The 18139-nt window shown below is 64.0% G+C and carries 17 protein-coding genes; 10 read left to right on the top strand and 7 right to left on the bottom strand.

Going from position 1 to position 18139, the window contains the following annotated elements; all coding sequences use genetic code 11:
* The first annotated feature begins 161 nt into the window (after positions 1-161).
* From plsX to ACMDCR_RS20275, 5 genes are all read left to right on the top strand, one after another.
* Positions 162-1238 carry a phosphate acyltransferase PlsX gene (plsX, locus tag ACMDCR_RS20255; RefSeq protein WP_413988344.1) on the top strand — a complete coding sequence of 359 codons (1077 nt, stop codon included), beginning with the start codon at positions 162-164 and terminating at the stop codon, positions 1236-1238.
* Entirely contained in the window at positions 1238-2215 is a 978-nt protein-coding gene (locus tag ACMDCR_RS20260; RefSeq protein ID WP_413988345.1) for a beta-ketoacyl-ACP synthase III, read from the top strand. The genes plsX and ACMDCR_RS20260 overlap by 1 nt, the downstream gene beginning before the upstream one ends.
* 417 nt (positions 2216-2632) lie before the next feature.
* The gene (locus tag ACMDCR_RS20265) at positions 2633-2950 is read left to right on the top strand and encodes an integration host factor subunit alpha (protein WP_284314488.1); all 318 of its coding nucleotides are present in this window, start codon (positions 2633-2635) and stop codon (positions 2948-2950) included.
* Between the two features lie 201 nt (positions 2951-3151).
* A complete protein-coding gene (locus ACMDCR_RS20270; RefSeq protein ID WP_413988346.1) occupies positions 3152-3811 on the top strand; it encodes a MerR family transcriptional regulator in 660 nt (219 codons plus the stop codon).
* 80 nt (positions 3812-3891) lie between these two features.
* Positions 3892-5523: a phytoene desaturase family protein gene (locus ACMDCR_RS20275; RefSeq protein ID WP_413988347.1), complete on the top strand. Its 1632-nt coding sequence runs from the start codon at positions 3892-3894 to the stop codon at positions 5521-5523.
* Positions 5524-5591: 68 nt separating this feature from the next.
* Here the strand turns inward: ACMDCR_RS20275 and ACMDCR_RS20280 are convergent, their stop codons facing one another.
* Complete coding sequence (locus tag ACMDCR_RS20280) at positions 5592-5864, bottom strand: DUF4242 domain-containing protein (protein ID WP_413988348.1); 273 nt, start codon at positions 5862-5864, stop codon at positions 5592-5594.
* Positions 5865-5944: 80 nt separating this feature from the next.
* On the opposite strand from ACMDCR_RS20280, the gene ACMDCR_RS20285 reads away from it, so the two are divergent.
* Positions 5945-6958: an AraC family transcriptional regulator gene (locus tag ACMDCR_RS20285; RefSeq protein WP_413988349.1), complete on the top strand. Its 1014-nt coding sequence runs from the start codon at positions 5945-5947 to the stop codon at positions 6956-6958.
* Positions 6959-7020: 62 nt separating this feature from the next.
* On the opposite strand, the gene ACMDCR_RS20290 is transcribed toward ACMDCR_RS20285, so the two are convergent.
* The 3 genes from ACMDCR_RS20290 to ACMDCR_RS20300 all read right to left on the bottom strand — a co-directional run bounded on the left by ACMDCR_RS20290 (position 7021) and on the right by ACMDCR_RS20300 (position 11779).
* Positions 7021-9165: a sodium-translocating pyrophosphatase gene (locus ACMDCR_RS20290; protein WP_413988350.1), complete on the bottom strand. Its 2145-nt coding sequence runs from the start codon at positions 9163-9165 to the stop codon at positions 7021-7023.
* 314 nt (positions 9166-9479) lie between these two features.
* Positions 9480-11063 carry a gamma-glutamyltransferase gene (ggt, locus tag ACMDCR_RS20295; protein WP_413988351.1) on the bottom strand — a complete coding sequence of 528 codons (1584 nt, stop codon included), beginning with the start codon at positions 11061-11063 and terminating at the stop codon, positions 9480-9482.
* Positions 11060-11779: a FadR/GntR family transcriptional regulator gene (locus ACMDCR_RS20300; RefSeq protein WP_413988352.1), complete on the bottom strand. Its 720-nt coding sequence runs from the start codon at positions 11777-11779 to the stop codon at positions 11060-11062. Before ACMDCR_RS20300 ends, ggt begins: the two co-directional genes overlap by 4 nt.
* Before the next feature lie 205 nt (positions 11780-11984).
* Here ACMDCR_RS20300 and ACMDCR_RS20305 point away from each other — a divergent pair, with 205 nt between their 5' ends.
* The 4 genes from ACMDCR_RS20305 to ACMDCR_RS20320 all read left to right on the top strand — a co-directional run bounded on the left by ACMDCR_RS20305 (position 11985) and on the right by ACMDCR_RS20320 (position 16026).
* Entirely contained in the window at positions 11985-12791 is an 807-nt protein-coding gene (locus tag ACMDCR_RS20305) for an ABC transporter substrate-binding protein (protein ID WP_413988353.1), read from the top strand.
* Between the two features lie 10 nt (positions 12792-12801).
* A complete protein-coding gene (locus ACMDCR_RS20310) occupies positions 12802-13569 on the top strand; it encodes an amino acid ABC transporter permease (RefSeq protein ID WP_413988354.1) in 768 nt (255 codons plus the stop codon).
* A complete protein-coding gene (locus ACMDCR_RS20315) occupies positions 13566-14375 on the top strand; it encodes an amino acid ABC transporter ATP-binding protein (RefSeq protein ID WP_413988355.1) in 810 nt (269 codons plus the stop codon). The genes ACMDCR_RS20310 and ACMDCR_RS20315 overlap by 4 nt, the downstream gene beginning before the upstream one ends.
* A 106-nt stretch (positions 14376-14481) precedes the next feature.
* Positions 14482-16026, top strand: coding sequence for an esterase-like activity of phytase family protein (locus ACMDCR_RS20320; protein WP_413988356.1), 1545 nt, complete (start codon positions 14482-14484; stop codon positions 16024-16026).
* A 43-nt stretch (positions 16027-16069) separates the two neighbouring features.
* Here ACMDCR_RS20320 and thiL read toward each other — a convergent pair whose 3' ends face one another.
* The 3 genes from thiL to ACMDCR_RS20335 all read right to left on the bottom strand — a co-directional run bounded on the left by thiL (position 16070) and on the right by ACMDCR_RS20335 (position 18113).
* Positions 16070-17056, bottom strand: a complete 987-nt coding sequence (gene thiL / locus ACMDCR_RS20325) for a thiamine-phosphate kinase (protein ID WP_413988357.1) — start codon at positions 17054-17056, stop codon at positions 16070-16072.
* Positions 17057-17148: 92 nt separating this feature from the next.
* The gene (gene nusB / locus ACMDCR_RS20330; RefSeq protein ID WP_413988358.1) at positions 17149-17610 is read right to left on the bottom strand and encodes a transcription antitermination factor NusB; all 462 of its coding nucleotides are present in this window, start codon (positions 17608-17610) and stop codon (positions 17149-17151) included.
* Positions 17607-18113: a 6,7-dimethyl-8-ribityllumazine synthase gene (locus ACMDCR_RS20335; RefSeq protein ID WP_413988359.1), complete on the bottom strand. Its 507-nt coding sequence runs from the start codon at positions 18111-18113 to the stop codon at positions 17607-17609. Before ACMDCR_RS20335 ends, nusB begins: the two co-directional genes overlap by 4 nt.
* Positions 18114-18139: the final 26 nt, after the last annotated feature.

An 18139-nucleotide genomic window follows, 5' to 3' on the forward strand; every position in this document is an offset into this window, starting at 1 on the left:
AATCTGCCATCGGGCAGGGCTATGCACGAGGGGAGGCGGCGAAATTCCAGCCGTCAACCTTCGTTATACTCTTGTGGTGCATGGTCTTTTGCTGCAAAACGCAGCGCCTTCCGACCACGCGCAGCGCAGCGGACAGACGAAACAGGGCTCTCGAGCGATTCATGGCTTCCGACAATCGGGCTTCGAAAATTCGTATCGCCCTTGATGCGATGGGCGGCGATCACGGCCCTACGGTCGTCGTGCCCGGCGCCGAAGTTGCGCTCCTGCATCATCCCGATCTCAGCTTCCTGTTCTATGGCGACGAAGCGGCGGTGCGTCCACTGCTTGATGCCCGCCCCAAGCTGGCTGCGGTTTCCAGCATCCATCACACCGATATCTCCATCCGAATGGACGACAAGCCGAGCCATGCCCTGCGCTATGGCCGCAAGAAATCTTCGATGTGGCTCGCCATCGACGCCATCAACAAGGGCGTGGCCGACGCGACAGTATCGGCCGGCAATACCGGTGCCTTGATGGCGATGGCCCGCTTCTGCCTGCGCACACTCGCCGAGATCGACCGCCCCGCCATCGCCGCCCTCTGGCCGACCTTGCGTGGGGAATCCATCGTGCTCGATGTCGGCGCCTCTATCGGCGCGGATTCGGATGCTCTGATCGACATGGCGGTAATGGGTGCGGCCATGGCCCGCATCGTGCTCGGCGTCGAGCAGCCTACGGTCGGCCTGCTCAATGTCGGCGTCGAAGAAGTCAAGGGCCTCGAAATGGTGCGCGAAGCCGGCCGCATCCTGCGCGAGACCAGCCTGCCGGACCTCACCTATCACGGCTTCGTCGAGGGCGACGATCTCGGCAAGGGCACGGTGGATGTCGTTGTCACCGAAGGCTTTGCCGGCAATATCGCCCTCAAGACCGCCGAGGGCACCGCCAAACAGATCGCCTCCTACCTACGTTCAGCCATGTCGCGCACCCTGATGGCGCGTATCGGCTATCTCTTCGCCCGCGGCGCCTTCGAGGCCCTGCGCGAAAAGCTCGACCCCAACCGCGTCAATGGCGGTGTCTTCCTCGGCCTCAACGGCATCGTCATCAAGAGCCATGGCGGCGCCAATGCCGACGGCTATGCGGCGGCTATCGGACTGGCCTATGATATGGTGAAACAAGACTTGATGAAAAAGATCACCGAAAGCCTGAGCTTCGACCACCGCGCCGTGACGGCCGCTGCCGCAGCCAATCCGGACGCAGCATAATGGCAACGCTTCGTTCCGTGATCCGCGGCATCGGTTCCTACCTCCCGGCAAAACGCGTCACCAATGACGACCTCGCCAAGATCGTCGACACGTCCGATGAATGGATCGTGCAGCGCACCGGAATTCGCGCCCGCCACCAGGCGGCCGAGGGCGAGTTCACCTCCCATCTCGCCACCAAGGCGGCGGAACGGGCGCTGGCCGACGCCGGGCTGAAGGGCTCGGATATCGACCTGATCGTGCTGGCGACCTCGACGCCCGACAGTACCTTCCCGGCCACCGCCACCACAGTGCAGGCCAATATCGGCATGACCGGCGGCGCTGCCTTCGACGTACAGGCCGTCTGCACGGGCTTCGTCTACGGCCTCTCCATCGCAGACAATTTCCTGCGCTCCGGCTCGGCCAAGCATGCGCTGGTGATCGGCGCCGAAACCTATTCGCGTATCCTCGACTGGAACGACCGCACGACCTGCGTCCTTTTCGGCGACGGTGCCGGTGCCGTGGTGCTCGAAGCCACCATGGGCGATGGTTCGATCCATGACGAGGGTGTGCTAGCCGCCAGGTTGCGCTCGGACGGCACGCACAAGTCCAAGCTTTTCGTCGATGGCGGCGTCTCCACCACCGGTACCGTCGGCAAGCTGCGCATGGATGGCAAGGAAGTCTTCAAGCTCGCGGTCGGCATGGTGCCGCAGATCCTGCACGATACGCTCGACGATGTCGGCCTGCCCTTCGAGGCGGTAGATTGGTTCGTGCCGCACCAGGCCAACAGCCGCATCATCCACGCCACGGCCGAGAAGCTCGGCCTGGCGCCGGAGAAGGTGGTGCTCACCGTGGCCGACCACGCCAATACGTCTTCGGCCTCGATCCCCCTGGCGCTCGACGTCGCCGTCAAGGACGGGCGCATCAAGAAGGGCGATTTGGTCCTGTTGGAGGCCATGGGCGGCGGCTTCACCTGGGGCGCTGCTCTCATCCGCTGGTAACGTCGCACCGACCATCCTCGACTTCCAGTCACCTTGCGGCTGGGAGAGCGTGTGCGCCGCAGCACGAAATGCTGCGGAGCAGTCCAGGGATCGCGAGTATGGCGCGATTTTCTTTACACGATCCCGCGTCTGCGAAGCGTCAATTCGTGCCACATCGCGCGCGGGATGACTCCTGCCTCGATTGGAGGTTGACCTTGGCTGCATTCGTCAATAGCTTCGCTTTTTCAGTGACATAGAGTCGGGACTTGAATCCTGGCAACACTGGTGGGGATTGCGGCGTGGATTTCACGGTGGTGCTACGGTCATTGCCGGATATTGAACACAGTTCAATTGCGTAATCTGAAACTGCAGTGATCGAACAATCGACAGGCTGCCCACGTCGGGCAGGGTATCTGTCCAGCGAGGGGCATGAAAGCGATGGCGGGAAATACCGTCACAAGAGCAGATCTTTGCGAAGCGGTTTATCAGAAGGTAGGCCTGTCGCGGACCGAGTCGTCAGAGCTCGTCGAACTTGTGCTCCATGAAATTTCGAGCTGCCTGGAACGGGGCGAGACGGTGAAGCTGTCCTCATTCGGCTCCTTCGTCGTGCGTTCCAAGGGCGAGCGCATCGGCCGCAACCCGAAGACGGGCAAGGAAGTGCCGATCTCGCCGCGACGCGTGATGGTGTTTAAACCGTCGAACATCCTCAAGGCTCAGATCAACGGCGAGACTCTGGACGGCGTTTCGGACGAATGATCTCAGTCGGGGCGGGACATGCGTCAGGGCCCGTCACAACCCTGCGGAAGGCTACGCGGCGTCATCGAAAGTGGGCCGCTTATACCTTGCGATGATGTTTTGGGTTGGAAAGACGCGACAAATGCTTGTCTTTCATGGCAGAATCGGTCGACTGATAGGGTGGAGCAAAGTTAGCCGCCTTCCGGTCAGGAGTTCGGGGCCATGGAAAAAGCACCTGACGCGTTTCGCACCATCAGTGAAGTTGCCGAAGATCTCGATCTTCCGCAGCACGTGCTGCGCTTCTGGGAGACCCGCTTTACCCAGATCAAGCCGCTGAAGCGCGGCGGTGGCAGGCGCTATTATCGCCCCGACGACATCGATCTGCTCAAGGGCATCCGCTACTACCTCTATGGCGAGGGCTACACCATCAAGGGCGTGCAGCGTATCCTCAAGGAGCGCGGCAACCGCCATGTCATGGAGATCGGCCGCGCCCAGAACGAGGATTATGTGCCGCCCGTCGCCGTGATCCCGCGGGCGGATGAGGAAGACCGCCGCCGCGAACGCGCCGAGTGGCCCGAGGCGGAAACTCCGGCCCATGGCGTTGCGGCCGATGATTATGACGACATGCCGGAGGAGCGTATCGAGCCTTCCCTCGACGAGGAGGCTGAGCGCTACGAGCCGGCCCCGGCCCAGCAATCTTTGCCGTTGTCCTCGCTTGCCGGCCCGCCGATACGAGCCGAAAACCGCCCTGCCCCGCCGCCGGCCGAGAGCTATCCAACGTCGGAGCCACTGGGAGTGGCGCGGGACGACCGTCGCCGCTTGCAGACCGTTCTGATGGAGCTCGACGAGTGCAAGCGCATACTTGACGCCGCGCGCAGTTGATGCTGCGGGTCTTAGACATCGCATCGTTTCTGGCTGAGGCTTGGGGATTGCTTCTGGCGCGATGCTGAAGAGGCAGGAAATTGGCTGGAGCATATTCGCAGCAGGGCACGGTAGCGCAAGCAGCCTATGACGCCGTCATCGTCGGGGGCGGCCATAATGGCTTGACCTGCGCCTACTATCTGGCGCGGGCTGGCCGCAAGGTGAAGGTGCTGGAGCGCCGCTCCGTGGTCGGCGGCGCTGCCGTGACGGAGGAATTCCATCCTGGCTTTCGCAATTCGGTCGCCTCTTACACGGTCAGCCTGCTCAATCCCAAGATCATCCACGACATGGAGCTTGCCCGCCACGGCCTCAGGATCGTGGAACGCCAGGCGTCCAATTTCTTTCCCTTTCCGGACGGGCGCTACATCCTCTCGGGCGAAGGCCGGACACGGGCCGAGATTGCCAGGTTCAGCATGCGGGATGCCGAACGCTTTCCTGCCTATAGCGCCGAGATCGATACCATCGCCGACGTGCTGCGCGACCTCATCCTGCAGACCCCGCCCAATGTCTCGGACGATGGCTGGTTGAGCTCGCTGCCCGAGCTGCTAAGGGCTGGCAAGCTTGGCCACCGCCTCGCCAAGCTCGACATGCATCACCGCCGCGTGCTGCTCGATCTCTTCACGAAATCGGCCAGCGACTATCTCGGCGACTGGTTCGAGAGCGAGGAGGTCAAGGCGCTGTTCGGCTTCGATTCGATTATCGGCGCCTATCTCGCTCCCTCGACGCCCGGCTCTGCCTATGTGCTCCTGCACCATGTCTTCGGCGAGGTGAACGGCAAGAAGGGCGCCTGGGGCCATGCCATCGGCGGCATGGGCGCGATTACGCAGGCGATGGCCGCGGCCGCGCGCGAGGCTGGCGCCGAGATCGAGACGGATGCAGCCGTGAAGGAGATCATCGTCGAGAAGCGCGCCACCGCCGGCGTGCTGCTGGATGATGGCCGCATCGTCCGCGCCAAGGCGGTGGCCGCCAATATCGGGCCTCGCCTGCTGTTCGACAAGATCGTGCCGGAGGATGCGGTTCCCGCCGATTTCCTGCAGCGCATCCGCCGTTTCAAGGTGGGATCGGGCGTGTTGCGCATGAACGTCGCCCTGTCCGAGTTGCCGAGCTTCACGGCCCTGCCCGGCCATGATCAGGGCATCCATCACACCGCCGGCATCGTGATCGCGCCGAGCCTGGCCTATATGGAAGATGCCTTCCTCGACGCCAGGCGCACCGGCTGGAGCAAGGCACCGATCGTCGAGATGCTGATCCCCTCGACGCTCGACGACACGCTCGCGCCCCAGGGCCAGCATGTCGCGAGCCTGTTCTGCCAATATGTGGCGCCGCTTCTTCCAGGCGGCCAGAGCTGGGACGAACGGCGGGAGGAAGTCGCGGACCTGATGATCGAGACGGTCGACCGTTACGCCCCCGGCTTCCGGCAGAGCGTGCTGGGACGACAGGTACTGACGCCCCTCGATCTCGAACGGATCTTCGGCCTGGTCGGCGGCGACATCTTCCATGGTGCGCTTTCGCTCGACCAGCTCTTCTCCGCCCGCCCGATGCTGGGCTATGGCGATTACCGCACTCCGCTGAAGGGGCTGTATATCTGCGGCTCCGGCACCCATCCCGGCGGCGGCGTCACCGGCGCCCCCGGCCATAATGCCGCTCGCGAGATGCTCTGCGACCGGGTATGATAAGACAAGGGTCCGGCGGCCGGATGTGTCGGGCGCTCCGGCCGCCGGGTCTCACAGGATCAGATTTGTCATTCCGCCGTCATCGGCTCGATGATCGTCCTGACCTGTGATACTTTGTTGGCGGGGAAGCCGGCGCGCTTGGCGTGCTCGCGCACCATTGCTTCGTCCGGCGCAAGATAGACGCAGTAGATCTTATCGTCCGTGACATAGGAATGGATCCACTGGATCTGCGGGCCGAGGGCGCCGAGCACCGCGCAGGATTTCTGTGACGCGCCCTGCAATTCCGGTCGTGTCAGTCCGCCCACGCCGGGCATGTCACGCTCGATTACGAACTTTGGCATAAGTGCCTCCCAATTGTTGGTTCCTCCACAGGAGCAGCGCGCTCCCTCGAGTGGCCAGAGGATCACCCGGAGCCCGTCTCATGACCATGATCGACACACCGAGGGCATTGATCGAAACCCCTGATGTTGCAGTTGCAACACAAAGAGTTGATCTTCTGTCAGACGTGTTGGCCCATATCCGGCTCTCGGGCGCCGTATTCCTGCACGGGAAATATTCGGCGCCCTGGGCGCTCTCCTCCCCCGACAATCCGGATCTCATCGCCCTGCTGGCCCCCGGCACGCCCCGCCTCATCCTCTTTCACATCGTGCGCGAGGGCCGCGCCTGGATGAACGCCTGCGGCTTCCAGGTCGAGGCCGAAGCAGGCGATATCGTGGTGTTGCCGCATGCCCACCGCCATGCCATGGGCAGCCTTGAAAGGGCCGAGCCGGTGCCGATCGCCACGCTGCTGCCCACTCCGCCCTGGCAGGGCATCCCCACCTGCCGTGTCGAAGGCGGCGGCGAGACGGCGCAGATCGTCTGCGGCTACCTGAGATGCGGTGATCTCCTGTTCAACTCCTTCATGCGCCGCCTGCCGCCGATCTTCCGGGTTCGTCCGCCCAAGGGGCCGACGGCGGAGTGGATCCAGGCCTGCATCAACTATGCACTCGACCAGAGCGAGCAGTCGCGCCAAGGCAGTGCCATGATGCTCTCCCGCCTGCCCGAATTGCTGCTGATGGAAGTCCTGCGTCTTCATTGCGAGCAGGATTCGAACGGCACCGGCTGGCTCGCCGCCACCGGCGATCCCCTCATCGGCCGGGCGCTCGCGCTGATCCACGCCGCGCCGGCGCGCAAATGGACGGTGGAGGATCTGGCGCGCTGCGCTGCCACCTCCCGTTCGGTGCTCGACGCGCGCTTTCGCGAAGTGCTCGGCCAGGCACCCATCCGCTACCTCGCCGAATGGCGCATGCAGCTCGCCGCCGATCTCCTGCGCTCGACCGAACTCAAAATGGCAGCGATTGCCGAGGAGGTCGGCTATGGCTCGGAAGAAGCCTTCAGCCGCGCCTTCCAGCGCCACCTCGGCCGCTCACCCGCCGAATGGCGCTGCGCGGCCTGAGCAGCTCATGAAAAAGGAGGGCAACGCGCCCTCCTTCTTCGAACTTGCGCTGATCCTGCGGCTCAGTGATGCGCCAGGATCGCCAGCAGCAGCAAGGCAACGATGTTGGTGATCTTGATGGCCGGGTTCACTGCCGGGCCGGCGGTGTCCTTGTAGGGATCGCCGACCGTATCGCCCGTCACCGAAGCCTTGTGGGCTTCCGAACCCTTGAGGTGCCTCACGCCGTTGGCATCGATGAAGCCGTCCTCGAAGGATTTCTTGGCATTGTCCCAGGCTCCGCCACCGGCCGTCATCGAAATGGCAACGAACAGACCCGTGACGATCACGCCGAGCAGCATGGCGCCCACAGCTGCGAATGCGTCCGACTTCGAGCCCGTGATCAGGAGGACGACGAAGTAGATAACGATCGGCGACAGCACCGGCAGCAGCGAGGGGACCAGCATCTCCTTGATGGCGGCGCGGGTCAGCAGGTCCACCGCCTTGCCGTAGTCAGGCTTCTCGGTGCCCTTCATGATGCCGGGCTTCTCGCGGAACTGGCGGCGAACCTCCTCGACGATGGCCGACGCGGCCTTGCCGACGGCGGTCATGGCGATGCCACCGAACAGATAGGGGATGAGGCCACCGAGCAGCAGGCCAACCACCACGAAGGGATTGGCCAGCGAGAAGTTAGGCTGCACACCCTCGAAATACGGATATTGCGCCGCATTCGAGGAGAAGTAGGTGAGGTCCGATGTATAGGCCGCGAACAGCACCAGGGCGCCGAGGCCTGCCGAACCGATGGCATAGCCCTTGGTGACGGCCTTGGTGGTGTTGCCGACGGCGTCGAGCGCGTCGGTGGACTTGCGCACTTCCTTGGGCAGGCCGGCCATTTCGGCGATGCCGCCGGCATTGTCGGTAACCGGGCCGAAGGCGTCGAGCGCCACCACCATGCCGGCAAGGCCGAGCATCGTGGTCACGGCCACGGCGGTGCCGAACAGGCCGGCCAGAGTGTAGGTGGCGATGATGCCGGCGACGATGACGATGGTCGGCAGGGCGGTCGCTTCCAGGGAGACCGCAAGGCCCTGGATGACGTTTGTGCCGTGGCCGGTGACGGAGGCCTGCGAGATCTGGCGCACCGGGCGATAGCCGATGCCGGTGTAATATTCGGTGATCCAGACGATCAGGCCGGTCACCACCAGGCCGACGAGGCCGCAGGAGAACAGGGCCGTGCCGGTGACGGCGCGCCCGGCCACCGTTCCGATCGTGCCCCAGCCGAGGAGGAGGTGGGTCGCGATCGCAAGGCCGGCGATGGAGAGCACGGCAGAGGCGATGAAGCCTTTGTAGAGCGCGCCCATGATCGACTGGTTGGCGCCGAGCTTGACGAAGAAGGTGCCGATGATCGAAGTGACGATGCAGGCCGCGCCGATGCCGAGCGGATAGAGCAACACGTTGGCGAGTACCGGCGTGCCGGCGAAGAGGATGGCGGCGAGCACCATGGTGGCGACCACGGTCACCGCATAGGTCTCGAACAGGTCGGCTGCCATGCCGGCACAGTCACCGACATTGTCGCCGACATTATCAGCGATGGTGGCGGGATTGCGTGGATCGTCCTCGGGAATGCCGGCTTCGACCTTGCCGACGAGGTCACCGCCGACGTCAGCGCCCTTGGTGAAGATGCCGCCGCCGAGACGTGCGAAGATCGAGATGAGCGAGGCGCCGAAGCCGAGCGCGACCAGCGAGTCCACGATCTCGCGCGCCTGCTTGGGATCGGCGAAGCTGAGGGCCATCGGACCGGTGAGGACGTAATAATAGACGGACACGCCCAGCAGCGCGAGGCCGGCCACCAGCATGCCGGTAACTGCGCCCGCCTTGAAGGCGACCTCAAGGCCGGCGCCGAGCGAGTTCATCGCAGCCTGGGCTGTACGCACGTTGGCCCGCACCGACATGTTCATGCCGATGAAGCCTGCCAGACCGGAGAGAACAGCGCCGATGGCGAAGCCGATCGCACTGGGAATGGAGAGGAAATACCAGACAAGGGCAAAGATGACGATGCCGACGCCTGCGATCGTCGTGTACTGGCGGCGCAGATACGCCTGCGCGCCCTCGCGCACGAAGCCGGCGATTTCCTGCATCCGGGCGGTTCCGGCTGGCTGCGCCATCACCGACTGAAAGGCCCAGACACCATAGACGAGGGAAAGCGCCCCGCACGCAATAATAACCCACAACATCGACGTCGTTTTCCTTGTTCTTTACTCGCACAAGCTGCCAAGCCCCGCCCCTTGTCGAAAGCCGGGGTATTGTGGTTGCGGCGAATCCTCCACCGGACGCCGTGAAATGTCCGGATTGCCCCAATGCTGCCAAAATCAGAGAGGCAGTGCAACCAACCCCGTGCGTTCAGTCGAAGTTCTTTGGCGGACGGGATAACTTCCGCGAAGTAAAGCGCCTGAAGATGACAGGCGCATTTCGAAGTCCCCTGCGGGTTGCCGATGAGCGCACCCTTCGGCCTGAGGGCTGCTCGATCACGCCCGCCATGCGGATGGCATCAATAGCCTATCGCCAGACCATCCTTTCGCGGATCGGAGCCGCCGGTCAAGGTGCCCTTTTCCCAGTCGATCACGATCATCTGGCCGCCGCCCAGCGCCTCCTCCGCGATGCCGACCGCATGGCCGCGCTGCTGCAGGCCACGGATGACGGCAGGTGGAACGCTGCGTTCGACCACCGCGGCAGTCCGGTTGTGGAACACGCGCGGGAAATCGATGGCTGCCTGCGGGTCCATGACATAGTCCAGCACATTGGTCAGTACATGGACATTGCCGAAAGGCTGGTAATCGCCGCCCATCACGCCGAAGGGGGCCAGCACCCGTCCATCGCGCATAGCCATGCCGGGCATGATGGTGTGCAGCGGCTGCTTGCTCGGCGCAATGCAATTGGGGTGCTGGCGGTCGACGCGGAAACCGGCGCCGCGATTCTGCAGCACGACACCCGATTTCGGGCCGACCAGGCCGCTGCCGAAGGACCAGTAGGTCGAGTTGATGAAGCTCACCACGTTGCGGTCGCCGTCGACCACGCAGAGGTAGACGGTGTCCGAAGGCTCCATGGCGCGAACCGGCAGTTCCAGCGCCCTGTCGGGCGAAATCCGCTCCCGCAGCCTGTCGGCATAGGCTTGCGACAGCAGTCCCTCGATATCGACGTTCGCCTGGGTTGGATCGGCGATCACGGCGTCGCGCACCTGATAGGCGAGCCGGCCCGCCTCTATCTCCAGATGGAAGCGCGCAGCGCTGAGCGGATCGAGGCCGGCAAGGTCGAATCCGGAGAGGAGATTGAGCATGAGCAGGGCGGTGAGGCCCTGGTTGCTCGGCGGCATCTGCCAGATTTCCACGCCGCGATAGCTCGCCTTCACCGGCGTGGCATAATTGCCCTGCGCGGCAGCGAAGTCATCCAGCGTATGCAGGCCGCCGGCCGCCTTGAGGCGGGACACCAGGTCCTGCGCGACCTCGCCCTCATAGAAGCCACGGCGTCCCTGGCTTGCAACGCTCCGCAGCGTCCGCGCCAACTCGGGCTGGCGGTGAACGCCGCCTGCCCGCGGCGCCTTGCCGTCGGGCAGGAAGATGCGCGCCGCCCCCTCGTCGCGGGCGAGCAGGTCCTGCGCTTCCCGCCAATCGGCCTCGACGCGGTCATGTACGACATAGCCCTTCTCGGCATAATGGATGGCGGGTGCCAACACGCGCTCCAGCGGCGTGCGGCCCTGATCGGCCGACAGGCGGCACCAGGCATCGATGGCGCCGGGAATGGTCACGGAATGCGGGCTGTCGGAGGCAATGGCCGTTATGCCCCGCTCCTCATACCATTCGACATGGGCGGCCGCGGGCGCCCTGCCCGCGCCGTTATAGGCGATGACCTCGCCCTTGCCGCCAGGCACGTAGAGGCAGAAGACATCCCCGCCAACTCCCGTCGACTGTGGCTCGACCACTGCAAGCACGGCCGCGGCGCAGATTGCCGCATCGATGGCATTGCCACCTTCGCGCAGGAGAGCCAGGGCGGCGGCGCTCGCCATGGGCTGGGAGGTCGCGACCATGGCCTCGGTCGCACGTACAGGCGAGCGACCGGGGAAATGCAAATCTCTCATAGTATCGATTCCTGAAAAGAGCCTGTTTGTGGGATATCGTCCTCAGTGCCCTGGTCGAGCAGGAGGGCATGCTGAACCGAACGCAGATGCCGGCGCATGGCCGCTTCTGCCGCCGGTGGATTATGGCTGGCGATCGCCTCGACGATCTCGCGATGGTGAGCGGTGAGTTCTTCGAAGCGTGCCGGTGTCGTCGGGTCGTTGCGCAACCGCCGCCAGGCCAACTCGTCGCGCACGGCATTGAGGCTGTCGAACACCGCCACGGCCAACGCGTTGTGCGTTGCCTCGGCAATGGCCCGGTGCAGGCGCACATCCCAGATGTCCCAGGTGACCGGATCGCGCGCGGCTGCGCTGCGGCCAAGGAGGTAACGCAGGTTGTCCAGGTCCATGCGGCTCGCCCGCAGAGCGGCCGTGCGCGCAAAGGTCGGCTCGATCCACAGGCTGACATCCATGAGCTCGGCCGGGCTGGTGCTCGCAGTGATCAGCGACATGCCAAGTTCACGCTCGGGCGGCCTGCTGCCGACGAAGGTCCCCTTGCCGACATGGCGCCAGAGCCGCCCCTCGGCCTCCAGCATTTCCAGGGCATGGCGCAAGGCGCGGCGGCTTACCCCAAGCTCGAGGATCAGTTCGCGCTCCGGCGGAAGCTGCGCCCCAGATGGATAGCGGCCGCTGTTCACAAGCGCGAGCAGGCTCTGGATGGCTTGATCTTTTGAATTCATTTGGAACCAATTTTATTATTGGTTCCGAAGATTATGGGCACATCAATACAAATGTCCACCGTAAATGTAATTTTTCTTGCTCATATGCCATAGAGTATGCACCAATATTGATATCGCCATACAAATTGGTCCCAGACATAAGGGCCATACTGGCAACCAACCGGAGCATCACAACATGTGCGTCCCACGTGCCCTCTTGCCTTGTATGCGTTCCCGACTCCTCCTCCTTGCCGGAGCAATCCTGTCCGTCGGCCTGGTACAGGCCGCCCAAGCCCAGGCCATCACGCCGCCGCCTGCCATCGCAGCGGCCAAGAAGGTGGTGATCTGCGCGGATATCGGCTCGCCGCCACTCTCCTTCTACAAGGAAGACGGCACGCTGGTGGGCGCGGAGGTCGATCTCGGCAACGCCATCGCCAAGCAGTGGGGTGTCGCCACCGAATGGAAGTACGTCATCTTCGACGACATCATTCCCGCCCTCGTCGCCAGGCAGTGCGACATGATCATGTCCGAGCTCTACGACAAACCGGCGCGCCGGGAGGTGGTGGATTTTGTGGACTACCTCAATTCCAGCGAGTCCATGGTGGTGCTCAAGGGCAATCCGGCCGGCATCAAGACCCTCGATGACCTTTCCGGCAAGAAGGTTGCCGTGCAGAATGGCACGACGGTGCAATCATTGATCGAGGACCAGAACAAGAAACTGGCAGGCGCGAACAAGGCGCCGGCGCAGATCGTGGTGTTCCCGAAAGATACCGACGCCTTCCAGGCGTTGCGCGTCGGCCAGGTCGACGCCTACGGCACCACCGTGAAGACCGCCGGCTACTATTTCACGCAGGCACCCGACCTCTTCGAGATCGCCGGCGAGCCCTTCTCGCGCACCATCATCGGCGCGGCATTCCGCAAGGACGAGAAGGATCTCGAAACCGCCTTCGCCCAAGCGCTGGACGCGGTCCACAAGGACGGCACCTACATGAACATCCTGAAGACATGGGGCATCGAGCGGGACGCCCTGTGAGGTCCGGCCGATGATCTTCAACTGGAGCGTCTTCTTTCACTATCTGCTCGAGCCCAGCCGCATCTACCTGCACGGGCTCTGGCTCACGCTCAGCATAAGCGTCGTCTCGCAATTCATCGGCACGTCGCTGGGCCTCTTCGTCGCACTCGGTCGGCTGTCGCGGCTGCGGGTTCTGCAGTGGCTCGCGGGTTTCTATGTCTGGGTGATGCGCGGGACGCCGCTGCTTGTGCAGATCGTATTCATCTATACGGCGCTGGCGGCCGCCAACGTCATACACTTCCATGACATCGATCTTGGCTTCCTGGTCCTGCCCGGCAATGTGCAGGCCGGCATCATTGCGCTCAGCCTCAACGAGGCGGCCTATATGTGTGAGATCATTCGTGCCGGCATCAACTCGATCGACCGGGGCCAGACGGAAGCGGCCAAATCGCTCGGCATGACGCCGGGGCTGCTGCTTCGCCGCATCATCCTGCCCCAGGCGGCGCGCGTCATCATTCCGCCACTCGGCAACAACTTCAACTCGATGCTGAAGAGCACCACCCTGCTCAGCGTCATCGGCGTGCCGGAACTCCTGCTGGCGACGCAGATGGTGACTTCGGCGACCTTCCGCGTGTTCGAGCTCTATTCCGTGGTGGCGCTTTATTATCTGTCGCTGACGACGTTGTGGGGCTTCCTGCAGCACCTCATCGAGGAGCGCTACAGCACGCCCTTCACCGAGACGCGCAGCAAGCTGGTGCGGCGTTCGCTCCTGGCGGGAAGGTTCGGAGGCATGCCATGAACCAGGGCAATTCGCAATGGGTGGTCGAGGCCGAGGAGGTCGAGAAATGGTTCGGCCCGGCTCAGGTGCTCAAAGGTGTTTCGCTCACCGTGAAGCGCGGCGAGGTCGTGGTCATCGTCGGCGCCTCGGGCTCGGGCAAGACGACATTCGTGCGCTGCATCAACCATCTGGAGAAGATCCAGAAGGGCCGGATCATGGTCAACGGCCACCTCATCGGCTATCGCGAGGCGCGAGGGAGGCTCATCGAGGACAGCGAGCGCAACATCGCCCGCCAGCGCCGTGAGATTGGCATGGTGTTCCAGCGCTTCAACCTCTTCCCGCATCTGACAGCGCTCGGCAACATCACCGAGGCGCCGGTCCAGGTGCTGGGGGTCGACAAGGCGACGGCTCAGGCCGAAGCGATGGCCCTGCTGACCCGGGTCGGCCTCGGCGACAAGGCGGCCGCCTACCCGGCCCAGCTCTCGGGCGGGCAGCAGCAGCGCGTCGCTATCGCGCGGGCGCTGGCGATGAAGCCGACGCTCATGCTGTTCGACGAGCCGACCAGCGCGCTCGACCCGGAGATGGTGGGCGAGGTCCTCGAGGTCATGAAGGAACTCGCCCGCCACGGCATGACTATGATCGTCGTCACCCATGAGATGGGCTTTGCCCGCGAGGTTGCCGACCGGGTGGTGATGATGGACGCAGGCAAGGTCGTGGAGGAAGCGCCGCCGGAGGTCTTCTTCACCGCCCCAAAGTCGGACCGCACGAGGGCCTTCCTGGCCCGCGTGGCGGGAGCGCTGGGGGAAGAGGCAAGACCAGCAATCTGAACGTATTGTGGTGACGGGCAACCCCCCCGTACACGCAAGGATTGTCATGTCCCTGTCACGGCGACTTGCCAAGGAAGCCAGATGCGAGCCGCCCAGCGAGGAAACCATGCGCCTACTCAGAATTGCCCTTCTCGTCGCCGCTGCGACCCTGCCCATCGCTGCGCAGGCTGAGCCGCTGGCCTATAAGGCGCCCTTCGTCTCGACGAATGCCGGCGATGACAAGATCGATTTCGCCGGCGGCACCTTCATCAATCACGGACTGGTGGGCATCGGCCGCCTGAGTGCCGACCTAAAGGATGCCAGAAGTGATTCGCTCGGCTCCTTCTCCTCGATGGCGATCGACCCCAGGAGCTGGACCAAGACCGCCACCGGTTATGGCGGACGTCTCTACTCCCTGCCCGATCGCGGCTACAACGATCCCGACAAGAACCTGTTCTTCGATTATCAGGGCCGCGTCCTGGCCTTCGACCTCAGCTTCACACCCTATTCCGGCCCGGATCTGCCGCCCGCGACATCTTCGCAGTCGCAGATCGTCCTGAAGCCGCTCGACGACAAGGCGGTGTTCCTCACCGGTCTCGACGGCAAGCCCACCACCGGCGCCGATCCGGGCTCGAACACCGTGGTGATGGATGGCTACACGCTGCCTATCCCAGCCGCCGGTTCTCTCGGCGCAGGCTCGCTCTCCTTCGATGCGGAGGCGCTGACCTATCGCGCCGATGGCAGCTTCTATGTCGGCGATGAATATGCCGCCGCCCTCTATCTCTTCGGTCCCGACGGCAAGCTCAAGGGCCTGATCCCGCCAGGCCCTGCGCTCGTGCCGATGAAGGGCGGCAAGATCAATTACACCTCGCTCGATGCACCCGATACCGGTCGCCGCAACAATCAGGGCCTGGAAGCGGCCTCGATCACGCCGGACGGCAAGACGCTGCTGGCCGTGCTGCAAAGCGCCACGCTGCAGGATAGCGGCGCCAAGGGCCAGCAGAACCGCGCCGTCACCCGCATCTACGTCTACGACATCTCCGCCGATCCGCTGCCCAAGACGCCGAAGGCCGTCTACACCGTCGAATTGCCCGTCTACTCCAAGAAGGGCGACGGCAAGATTGATTCAACTGCTGCCCAGAGCGAGATGGTCGCTCTCGACGATCACCGCTTCCTGCTGCTCGCTCGCGACAGTACCGGCCACGGCTGCAGCTGCAAGGCCCCCGAAATGGTCAAGGCCGTGCTGGTCGTCGACACCACCGGCGCCACCAATCTCGCAGGCACGGAATACGAGACCGGCGTGAAGCCGATCGCGCCGGAGAAAGACGGCAAGGACGTGCTCGATGCCTCGATCACGCCGGCCAAGTCTCAGGTGCTGGTCAACATGCTGAACACCACCCAGCTCGGGAAGTTCGGCATGAACATCGACAATCCCAAGGCCAACGACCTGACGCTTGGAGAGAAGTGGGAAGCAATGACGCTGGTGCCGGCTCTCGACCCGGCGGCGCCGAACGACGCCTTCCTGTTCATCGGCAACGACAACGACTTCCTGACCACCAAGGGTATGATGAAGGGCTCGGCCTATGATGCCGGCCTGACCAACGACACCATGGTGCTGGCCTATCGGCTGACCTTGCCGGAGGATCTCGCGAAGGCACTGGCTACGAAGTGATCGCAATCGGGGGGCGGGTCTGAAGACCCGCCCCATGACCCAATCAAAAATGGCTGAAGCTGCCGCGCTCGAAGCTCTTTTCGCGGCCATCCGCGCCCAGGAAACGCGGCGGGTGGTCGCCAGACGTCACCGTGCCGATCCGCGTCACCGTCGTCCCGAAGGCTCGCGCCATGCCCTCGAAGCTGCTCCGCTCGGCAAGAGGCACGGCGCAGAGAATCTCGTAGTCGTCGCCGCCAGTGAGGGCCCTGTCGAAATGCACCGGATCGAGGGCACAGGCGTGTCTCGCGGCATTGGATAGCGGCACGGCCTGGAGCTCGACATCGGCCGAGGCCCCTGAAACGCCCAACAGCTTGGTGAGATCGCCCACGAAGCCGTCCGAGATATCCATTGAGGCGGAGGCATACGCGAGCACGGCCGACGCGAGCCCGACTCGAGGTTGGGGAAGAAGGTAGCGCCCGGTGAGATAGTCGCGATCTTCTACTTCCAGATCGGTGAGCCCCCCCTGCCCGGTCCGTGTCAGCAGCCCAAGGGCGCCGTCTCCGATCGTGCCGGAGATATAGAGGCTATCGCCCGGCTGCGCACCGCCGCGGCGGGGGATGCGGTCAGTCGGCGTCAAGCCGAAGGCGTTGACTGCGATGGTCAGCGGTCCCGGCGTCTTCACCGTATCGCCGCCGAGCAGGGCAAAGCCGAATTCAGCGCCATCTTGCCTGAGCCCCTCGGCGAAGCGCGCAAGCCACTCCTCGCGCCAGCCCTCCGGCAAGGCGAGGCAGAGCGTATAGGCGTGCGGCCTGGCTCCCTTTGCCGCGAGATCGGAAAGGTTCACGCGCAGGGACTTGCGGGCAATGAGATCGGGCGGATCATCGGGGAGGAAATGCACCCCCGCGACAAGTGCATCGGTGGTGACCACGAGGTGCTGGCCCTCGGGCACGCTGAGCGTGGCGGCATCATCAGTGAGACCGCATGCGCCACTGTCGGCCGCGAGTGGCGCGAAGTAGCGGCTGATCAACTGGTCTTCGGTGAGGCTGGCCATGGATGCCCCTGGGATCGCAGGCATCCTGCCTGCATCTTTCCCACAAGCGCAGCGTTTCCCGGAAGCAGGCAGGATGCCTGCGATCCCGGGACTTACGATGCCTGCAGGTGGTCGCTGCGTTCCGCCTTGGCGATCTTGTCGAGCACGGCGTTGACCATGCCGGCCTCGTCGCGGTCGAGGAAGGCGTGGGCTACGTTGACATATTCGGAGATCGTCACCTTGGGCGGGATGTCGCGGCGATGCGACAATTCGTAGACGCCCGCGCGCATGATGGCGCGCATGATGGCGTCGACCCGCTTCAGCGGCCATCCATCGGCAAGAGCCTGGTCGACTTTCGGATCGATCGTGCGCTGTTCGCGCACCACGCCGCCGACGATATCGCGGAAGAAGCCCTCTTCTGCCGGCGAATATTCGACGCCTTCGATCTCCTGGCCGATCCAGTGGCTCTCGAACTCCGCCAGGACTTCCACGACACTGCTGCCGCGGATGTCCATCTGGTAGAGCGCCTGGACGCTGGCAAGACGCGCGGCGGAGCGTTTTTGCGCCCGGCTCATGCCTCGACCCCATGCAAGCGGCGCTTGAGCGCAACCATGTGAAGGGCTGCGTCGGCGGCGCCGCCACCCTTGTTCATTTCCGAAATGCTGGCGCGCGCTTGCGCCTGCTCATCATTCTCGACCGTCAGAATGCCGTTGCCAAGCGGAAGGGCACGCTGCACGGAGATGTCCATCAAGGCGCGGGAGCTTTCGCCGGCCACGATGTCGTAATGGGTGGTCTCCCCGCGCACCACGCAGCCGAGCGCCACGGCGCCGTCATAGGCGCGGCCGCGCTGGGCCGCAGCGTCGAGCGCCATGACGATGGCGGAGGGAATTTCGAGCGCGCCGGGCACGGTGATCACATCGAAGGTAGCGCCGGCCGCCTTGATCGCGCCGGTGGCGCCGGTGAGCAGTCCGTCGGCGATCTCGTCATAATAGCGCGCTTCGACGATCAGGATGTGAGGCGCAATCGGGCCACCGAACTGGGTATCAGCGGTTTCGGAAGAACGGCGTGGGCCGGCCATAACGGGTCTCTTTGTTTGGAAGGAAG

This window comes from Labrys okinawensis, assembly GCF_047345005.1.
GTDB lineage: Bacteria > Pseudomonadota > Alphaproteobacteria > Rhizobiales > Labraceae > Labrys > Labrys okinawensis.

What these genes read in the sequence shown, in the direction of transcription:
- ACMDCR_RS20260 (WP_413988345.1), top strand. Translation starts at nt 1,238, where the DNA reads ATGGCAACGCTTCGTTCCGTGATCCGCGGCATCGGTTCCTACCTCCCG.
- ACMDCR_RS20320 (WP_413988356.1), top strand. Translation starts at nt 14,482, where the DNA reads ATGCGCCTACTCAGAATTGCCCTTCTCGTCGCCGCTGCGACCCTGCCC.
- ACMDCR_RS20305 (WP_413988353.1), top strand. Translation starts at nt 11,985, where the DNA reads ATGCGTTCCCGACTCCTCCTCCTTGCCGGAGCAATCCTGTCCGTCGGC.
- ACMDCR_RS20285 (WP_413988349.1), top strand. Translation starts at nt 5,945, where the DNA reads ATGACCATGATCGACACACCGAGGGCATTGATCGAAACCCCTGATGTT.
- plsX (WP_413988344.1), top strand. Translation starts at nt 162, where the DNA reads ATGGCTTCCGACAATCGGGCTTCGAAAATTCGTATCGCCCTTGATGCG.
- ACMDCR_RS20270 (WP_413988346.1), top strand. Translation starts at nt 3,152, where the DNA reads ATGGAAAAAGCACCTGACGCGTTTCGCACCATCAGTGAAGTTGCCGAA.
- ACMDCR_RS20265 (WP_284314488.1), top strand. Translation starts at nt 2,633, where the DNA reads ATGGCGGGAAATACCGTCACAAGAGCAGATCTTTGCGAAGCGGTTTAT.
- thiL (WP_413988357.1), bottom strand. Translation starts at nt 17,056, where the DNA reads ATGGCCAGCCTCACCGAAGACCAGTTGATCAGCCGCTACTTCGCGCCA.
- ACMDCR_RS20280 (WP_413988348.1), bottom strand. Translation starts at nt 5,864, where the DNA reads ATGCCAAAGTTCGTAATCGAGCGTGACATGCCCGGCGTGGGCGGACTG.
- ACMDCR_RS20300 (WP_413988352.1), bottom strand. Translation starts at nt 11,779, where the DNA reads ATGAATTCAAAAGATCAAGCCATCCAGAGCCTGCTCGCGCTTGTGAAC.
- nusB (WP_413988358.1), bottom strand. Translation starts at nt 17,610, where the DNA reads ATGAGCCGGGCGCAAAAACGCTCCGCCGCGCGTCTTGCCAGCGTCCAG.
- ACMDCR_RS20315 (WP_413988355.1), top strand. Translation starts at nt 13,566, where the DNA reads ATGAACCAGGGCAATTCGCAATGGGTGGTCGAGGCCGAGGAGGTCGAG.
- ggt (WP_413988351.1), bottom strand. Translation starts at nt 11,063, where the DNA reads ATGAGAGATTTGCATTTCCCCGGTCGCTCGCCTGTACGTGCGACCGAG.
- ACMDCR_RS20335 (WP_413988359.1), bottom strand. Translation starts at nt 18,113, where the DNA reads ATGGCCGGCCCACGCCGTTCTTCCGAAACCGCTGATACCCAGTTCGGT.
- ACMDCR_RS20290 (WP_413988350.1), bottom strand. Translation starts at nt 9,165, where the DNA reads ATGTTGTGGGTTATTATTGCGTGCGGGGCGCTTTCCCTCGTCTATGGT.
- ACMDCR_RS20310 (WP_413988354.1), top strand. Translation starts at nt 12,802, where the DNA reads ATGATCTTCAACTGGAGCGTCTTCTTTCACTATCTGCTCGAGCCCAGC.